5 protein-coding genes are annotated in these 5,955 nt (G+C 73.4%); 4 read left to right on the top strand and 1 reads right to left on the bottom strand.

Annotated elements, in window-relative coordinates; all coding sequences use genetic code 11:
• Nucleotides 1–170: 170 nt before the first annotated feature.
• Together ACFV0O_RS05945 and ACFV0O_RS05940 are read left to right on the top strand one after the other, a co-directional pair.
• Entirely contained in the window at nucleotides 171–1,400 is a 1,230-nt protein-coding gene (locus tag ACFV0O_RS05945) for a hypothetical protein (protein WP_380336918.1), read from the top strand.
• A gap of 189 nt (nucleotides 1,401–1,589) precedes the next feature.
• Nucleotides 1,590–2,363 (top strand): MerR family transcriptional regulator, encoded by a 774-nt coding sequence (locus ACFV0O_RS05940; RefSeq protein WP_380336915.1) that lies wholly within the window; start codon nucleotides 1,590–1,592, stop codon nucleotides 2,361–2,363.
• 20 nt (nucleotides 2,364–2,383) lie between these two features.
• On the opposite strand, the gene ACFV0O_RS05935 is transcribed toward ACFV0O_RS05940, so the two are convergent.
• Complete coding sequence (locus tag ACFV0O_RS05935) at nucleotides 2,384–3,460, bottom strand: helix-turn-helix domain-containing protein (protein ID WP_380336912.1); 1,077 nt, start codon at nucleotides 3,458–3,460, stop codon at nucleotides 2,384–2,386.
• A 235-nt stretch (nucleotides 3,461–3,695) separates the two neighbouring features.
• Here ACFV0O_RS05935 and ACFV0O_RS05930 point away from each other — a divergent pair, with 235 nt between their 5' ends.
• Both ACFV0O_RS05930 and ACFV0O_RS05925 read left to right on the top strand, forming a co-directional pair.
• The gene (locus ACFV0O_RS05930; RefSeq protein WP_380336910.1) at nucleotides 3,696–4,373 is read left to right on the top strand and encodes an RNA polymerase sigma factor; all 678 of its coding nucleotides are present in this window, start codon (nucleotides 3,696–3,698) and stop codon (nucleotides 4,371–4,373) included.
• Nucleotides 4,370–5,824, top strand: a complete 1,455-nt coding sequence (locus tag ACFV0O_RS05925; protein WP_380336908.1) for a hypothetical protein — start codon at nucleotides 4,370–4,372, stop codon at nucleotides 5,822–5,824. The genes ACFV0O_RS05930 and ACFV0O_RS05925 overlap by 4 nt, the downstream gene beginning before the upstream one ends.
• Nucleotides 5,825–5,955: the final 131 nt, after the last annotated feature.

Here is a 5,955-nt window from a genome sequence, read left to right as displayed (position 1 = left end):
GCGGGCCGCGCCCCGGGCGGGGGCCGGGAGCTCCTGGGTAACCCTATCCCGGGGGCCCCCCGCGCCCCCCCCCCCCACCCCGCCCGCCCCCGCCGGCCCCCACGGGCGGTACTCCTGCGTCACATAGGATGTCCGGCCGGAGGGGGGCGGAACCGGCGGGGAGAGGACAGGTGCGGGAAGTACGCACGGCACGGACCACCACCGACTACGAGGCGACGACCGGGCGCATCGCGGGTCTCCCACTGCGGAGACACCACGTCCTGCTGGTCGCCTGGACGGTGCTCTGGTTCTTCCTGGTCGAACCGAGCGGCGGCTTCTCCTGGCACTACCTGCGCCAGGGCGAGCAGCTGCTCTTCAGCGGCCAGTCCGACGGTGGACTGTCGCTCTACGCCCATCACCCGGAGCTGCAGATCGGCCCGGTGAGCCTGGCCGCGGCCCGGCTCACCGCCCCGTTCTCGCCGCACACCGGCCAGCTGGTTGCGGAGGCGGCGAGCGCCGCGCTCGGCCTGGTGATGCTGGTCGTGGTCGGCCGCACCGCGGCCCTCTACTACCTGGGCACCGGCACCAACCACCGCCGGCTCCAGCAGCGCCTGCTGATCGCCGGACTGGCCTTCATCCCGATGTGGGTCGAGGTGTCGGTCCGCTTCGCGCACCTGGACGACGTCCTCGCGCTGTTCTTCACCACCCTCGCCGCACACGCCCTGGCCCGCGGCAAGCCCACCCAGGTCGCGATCTTCCTGGCGCTGGCGGTCGATTCCAAGCCCTGGGCGATCGCCTTCGCCCCGCTGATCCTGGCGCTGCCCCGGCCCGCCTGGCTGCGCACCGCGCTCTGGTTCGCCGCCCTGGTGGCGATCGCCTGGCTGCCGTTCTACCTGGGCAACCTGGACACCATGGCGGCGGCCAAGTTCACCATCCCCAACCAGCCCGCGTCCGCGCTGCGCTGGTTCGGGGTGACCGACCCCGCCACCCCCTGGTGGGACCGCCCGACCCAGTTCGCGCTCGGCCTGGGCCTCGGCAGCATCGCCGTGTGGCGCGGCCGCTGGCCGGCCGTGGTGCTGCTCGGCGCGGACGCCCGGATCCTGCTCGACCCGAGCGTCTACACCTACTACACGGCCTCGATCCTGCTCGGCACCCTGCTCTGGGACGCGGTCGGGCAGAAGCGGCTCGTCCCCTGGTGGAGCTGGATCGCGCTGGCCGCGCTGTACGGCGGCACGCTGCTGCTCCCGTCCGACTCGGCCCGCGGCTTCGTCCGGCTGGCCTTCGTGGTGGTCTCCGCCGCCTACGTGCTGCTCTGGCCCACCCAGCAGCCCCGCCGGCCGCGGGCCGGCGCCCAGGGCGACGGCGGCGGACGCCGGTCGGCCCGGCGGCGCGAGCGGGAGCTGGTCGGCGCCGACGCCTGAGGACCCGACGCCCGGGGAAGCCGGGTGCCGGGCCCCGGGAAGGGCCCCGGGAAGGGCCCCGCGAAGGGGTCCGCCGAGGCACCGTCGAAGCGGCCCGCCGGGGCACCGTCGAAGGTGCCCGCGATGGCGGCTTGACCCTCACGCGACGTGAGAGCCGAGGGTGGTGGTCAGCACCAGGGAGGAATTCCGATGACCGCTGAGGGCTACTCGGTCGGCACCGTGGCGAAGATCGCCAAGGTGACCGTCCGCACCCTGCACCACTACGACGAGATCGGTCTGCTGTCCCCCGCCGGCCGTACCCGGTCCGGCTACCGCCGGTACGTGGACTCCGACCTCGACCGGCTGCAGCAGATCCTCTTCTACCGCGAGCTCGGCTTCCCCCTGGAGGAGATCGCGGCGATCCTGGACGACCGCTCGGTCAGCCCGAGCGAGCACCTCCGGCGGCAGCACCGACTGCTGACCGACCGGATCAGGCACCTCCAGGACCTCGCCACAGCCGTCGAACACGCCATGGAGGCACGGAGAATGGGCATTCAGCTGACCCCGGAGGAGAAGTTCGAGATCTTCGGCGAGGGCTACCAGGAGGACTGGGAGCAGGAGGCCGAGCAGCGCTGGGGCGACACCGAGGCCTGGGCCGAGTCGCAGCGCCGCACCGGCAGCTACTCCAAGGCCGACTGGGAGCGGATCCAGGCCGAGATGACCGGGCTCAACACCCGCCTGGCCGAGGCGCTCACCGCCGGCGAGCCCGCCGACGGCCGGGTGGCCACCGACCTCGCCGAGGCGCACCGGCAGCACATCTGCCGGAACTTCTACGACTGCACGTTCACCATCCACCGCGGTCTGGCCGGCCTGTACGTCTCCGACCCGCGCTGGACGAACATGTACGAGGAGATCGCGCCGGGCCTGGCACAGTGGCTGCACGACGCCATCGTCGCCAACGCGGACCGGCGCGAGCAGGCCTGAGCCGCCGGACCGCGCAGGGACTACGCCACCCCGCGCCCGAAGGAGCGCCGGTAGGCGGTCGGCGAGGTCCGCATCACCCGGCCGAAGTGGTGCCGGAAGGTCGCGGAGCTCTCGAAGCCGACCGCCGCGGCGATCTCCTCCACCGTCCCGTCCGGTGACTCCAGCAGCGGCAGGCTGGCCGCGATGCGCTGGGTGACGACCCAGCGCATCGGGCTGGTCCCGTTGCGGGCGGTGAAGTGCCGCAGGTACGAGCGGTCCGACATCCGGGCGGCGCGGGCCAGCACCGGGACGGTCAGCGGCGAGGAGAGGTGGTCCAGCGCCCACTGCATGCTGCGGGCGACGCCGTCGTCGTCCTCCTCGACCGGCCGGACCGCCGCCTCGATGAACTGGGCCTGCCCGCCGTCCCGGTGCGGCGCCACCACGAAGCGGCGGGCCACGGCGTTGGCCACCCTGGCGCCGTGGTCCCGGCGGACCAGGTGCAGGCAGAGGTCGATCCCGGCCGCGCTGCCCGCACTGGTGAGCACGTCGCCGTTGTCCACGTACAGCACGTCCGGATTGACCCGCACCGCCGGGTGGCGCTGTTGGAGCAGCTCGGCGTACCGCCAGTGGGTGGTCGCGTCCCGGCCGTCCAGCAGTCCGGCGGCGGCCAGCGCGAAGGCGCCCGAGCAGATCGACACGATCCGGGCGCCGCGCTCGTGCGCGGTGCGCAGCGCCGCGACCAGCCCGGGGGAGACCGTGCCGCCGAACGCGTTCGGCACCCCGGGCACCACCACGGTGTCGGCCGCCGCCAGTTCGTCCAGCCCGTGCCGGGCGGTCAGCGTGAAGCCGCCCACCGCGTCCAGGGCCGTCCCGGGCCGGTCGGCGCACACCTTCAGCCCGTACCAGGGCGTCGCCAGCAGCCCGGCCAGCTCGGGCCGGGCCAGTCCGAAGACCTCGACCACGACGCCGAGTTCGAACGGCGCCATGCCCTCGAAGGCGTACACCGCGACGTCGTGCACGGGCTCCGGCCGCCGCCCGATGGCGACGGACACCGGGCGCCGGCCCGGCCCGGCCGCCGCGTCGGTGCCGACCGGGTCCTCGACGTCCTGCTCGGCCATGCGAACCCCCTGCTCACGGGTGGCGGAATTGCCGGTGAGTGTAGCCGTCCCGGCCACCTCGGAAATTTCTTCGAACCCACCTGCAACCTCCACCCCCGCCACACGTCCATGGGTACGGGGGCGGAGCGAACCGGGCCGAGGGCGACTGGGAAGATCCCTCCGATCACGATCTTGATCAGGTGATGTGACGGTCCGGCGAACGCCGTCACCGTCCCGGGGGAAAGCGGAAACGCAGATGTCCATGGCCATCGGGCCGATCGTCGCGCCGAAGGGGGCGCGCGGATTCACCATCCGAGGGGTGGTCACCGCGCTGTTCGGCGCTCAGGAGGCCGGCGAGCCGCTCGCCGGCCCCACCACCGAGCAGGAGGCCAAGCAGCGCCGGTCCGGCTTCCGGCTGCTGCGCGGCGGCCGCAAGCCGGCCGAGGACCGGCCCACCCTGACCGACCTCTACCACGCGCACCGGCTCGGCCTGGTCCGGATGGCCGTGATGCTGGTCGACCACCAGGACCTGGCCGAGGACGTCGTCCAGGACGCCTTCACGCAGCTGTACCAGCGCCACGGCGAGGAGCTGGACGACCTCGACAACGCCCTCGGCTACCTGCGGACCTCGGTGGTCAACGGTGCCCGCTCGATGCTGCGCCGCCGCAAGACCGCCCGCGAGTACGTGCCGCCGCACGAGGCCGACGCCCCGTCCGCCGAGGACCACGCGGTCCTCAACGACGAGCACCGGCGGGTGCTCGTGGCCCTGCAGGAGTTGACTCCACGCCAGCGGGAGGTGCTGGTGCTGCGCTACTGGTCCGACCTGTCGGAGGCGCAGATAGCCGAGACCCTGGGACTGTCCCGGGGCGCCGTGAAGTCCACGGCCAGTCGCGCCCTGGACGCCTTGGAAAAGCACCTGGAGAAGGTTCGATGACCGACAAGCTCCACCGCCGCAGCGGCGGCGACGGCGACGAGCCGGCCGAGACACCGACGGAACGGCTGCTCCGCGAGGCACTGGGTGCGCGCGCCGCCCTGGTGACGGCGAACAGCCTGCGCCCGGCCGCGCCCCCGAAGCACCGGATCCGCCGGCTGCGCCCGGTGTACACCGTCGCCGTCCCGTTCGGCCTGGCCGCCGCGATGGCGCTCGGCGTGCTCACCTTCCACGGCGAACCGGTCGCCCACGACCAGGTCCCGCCCCCGGCCGCCACCCTGACGGCCGCCCCGAGCCCCAGCCCGACCGCCGAGCCGACCCCCACCCCGTCGGCCACCCCCACCGACACCGGCACCCCGACGGGCGACCCCGAGACCGAGGTCCCGCTTGCCGACGGCACACCGACGTCCTCCGCGTCGGCCACCAACACCGCACCCCCGGTGGGCCCGTCGACGCCGTACACCTTCCGGGGCGTCAAGTTCAAGGTCCCGGCGGGCTGGAAGGCGGTGCCGACGGCGGACAACACCCTGTGCGTCATGAGCCCCGGCGCGCCGACCCAGTTGCCGCAGGGCTGGACCCAGAACACCTGTGAGCCGTACGGCGTCATGGTCACGGCCTACAACACCCAGGAGGACGTCGACGCCGGCGGTTGGCCCAAGCTCGGCTTCATGGACACGAGTTCGGGTTGGAGCTCCCAGCCCTACTGCCCGGTCTGGGACAATCCGCACGCGCCCACGGGCGAAGCGATCAACAGCACCGGTCCGGTGAAGAGCACCCCCACCGTTTCCGGCCGCTCCGCCCTCAAGTCGCAGTGGCAGGCGACCTGCGGCAAGTCCGCCTTCACGGCGCAGGTCTGGGCCCTGCCCAAGGACCAGGTGTTCGTCTCGGCGGTCGGTCTCAAGAGCGACTACCAGGCCGGCCTGCAGTCGATCGTCAACAGCCTGGACGTCAGCGGCCACAAGGCGCCGGGGGCGGCGACGCCGTCGGCGGATCCGGTGACCAGCACGACCGTCGCCGTCACGCAGAGCGGGTTCCTGCCGGGCGGGATGGTGTCCGCGAAGGACGGGCCGGTGACCTTCTCGGTGACGTACCGGAACACCGGCACGGCCAACCTGCCGTCGGTCCAGCCGCTGGTCTTCACCGACCCGTACCCGGGGACGCCGGACAGTCCGATCCCGATGAACGCCGGCAAGCTGGAGCGTCAGGACGGCGGCGCCTGGACCCAGTTGAGCATGTCGCCCGGAAGCGGCATGGACTACGCGACGGGCGGCAAGTCGGCCACCTTCCCCCTGGCGCCGGGCGCGAGTCGCACGGTGACGTACCGGCTGACCGTCGACCCCGCCGACGGGCCGGGGATCATGCCGGTGCGGATGCAGGCGACGTTGCCGTACGACGGCAGCGGTCGGCTGACCGTGATCGGTGAGGCGATCGTCCGGGAGAACGTCGTGAAGTAGCCGGTCGTCGACGACCCCCGAGGCGGGGGGGGGGGGGCGGAGCCACAGGAGGGCGCCGCGCGCGGCGGGCCCGGGCGCGCGCGCGCCCCCAAAACCAACCCACCCACCACACCCCCCCCCCCCCGCGCGCG

The sequence above is a fragment of the Kitasatospora sp. NPDC059577 genome, assembly GCF_042735475.1.
GTDB lineage: Bacteria > Actinomycetota > Actinomycetes > Streptomycetales > Streptomycetaceae > Kitasatospora.
Note: the sequence above shows the minus strand (reverse complement) of the source record. Positions and strands in the feature narration are given on the sequence as shown.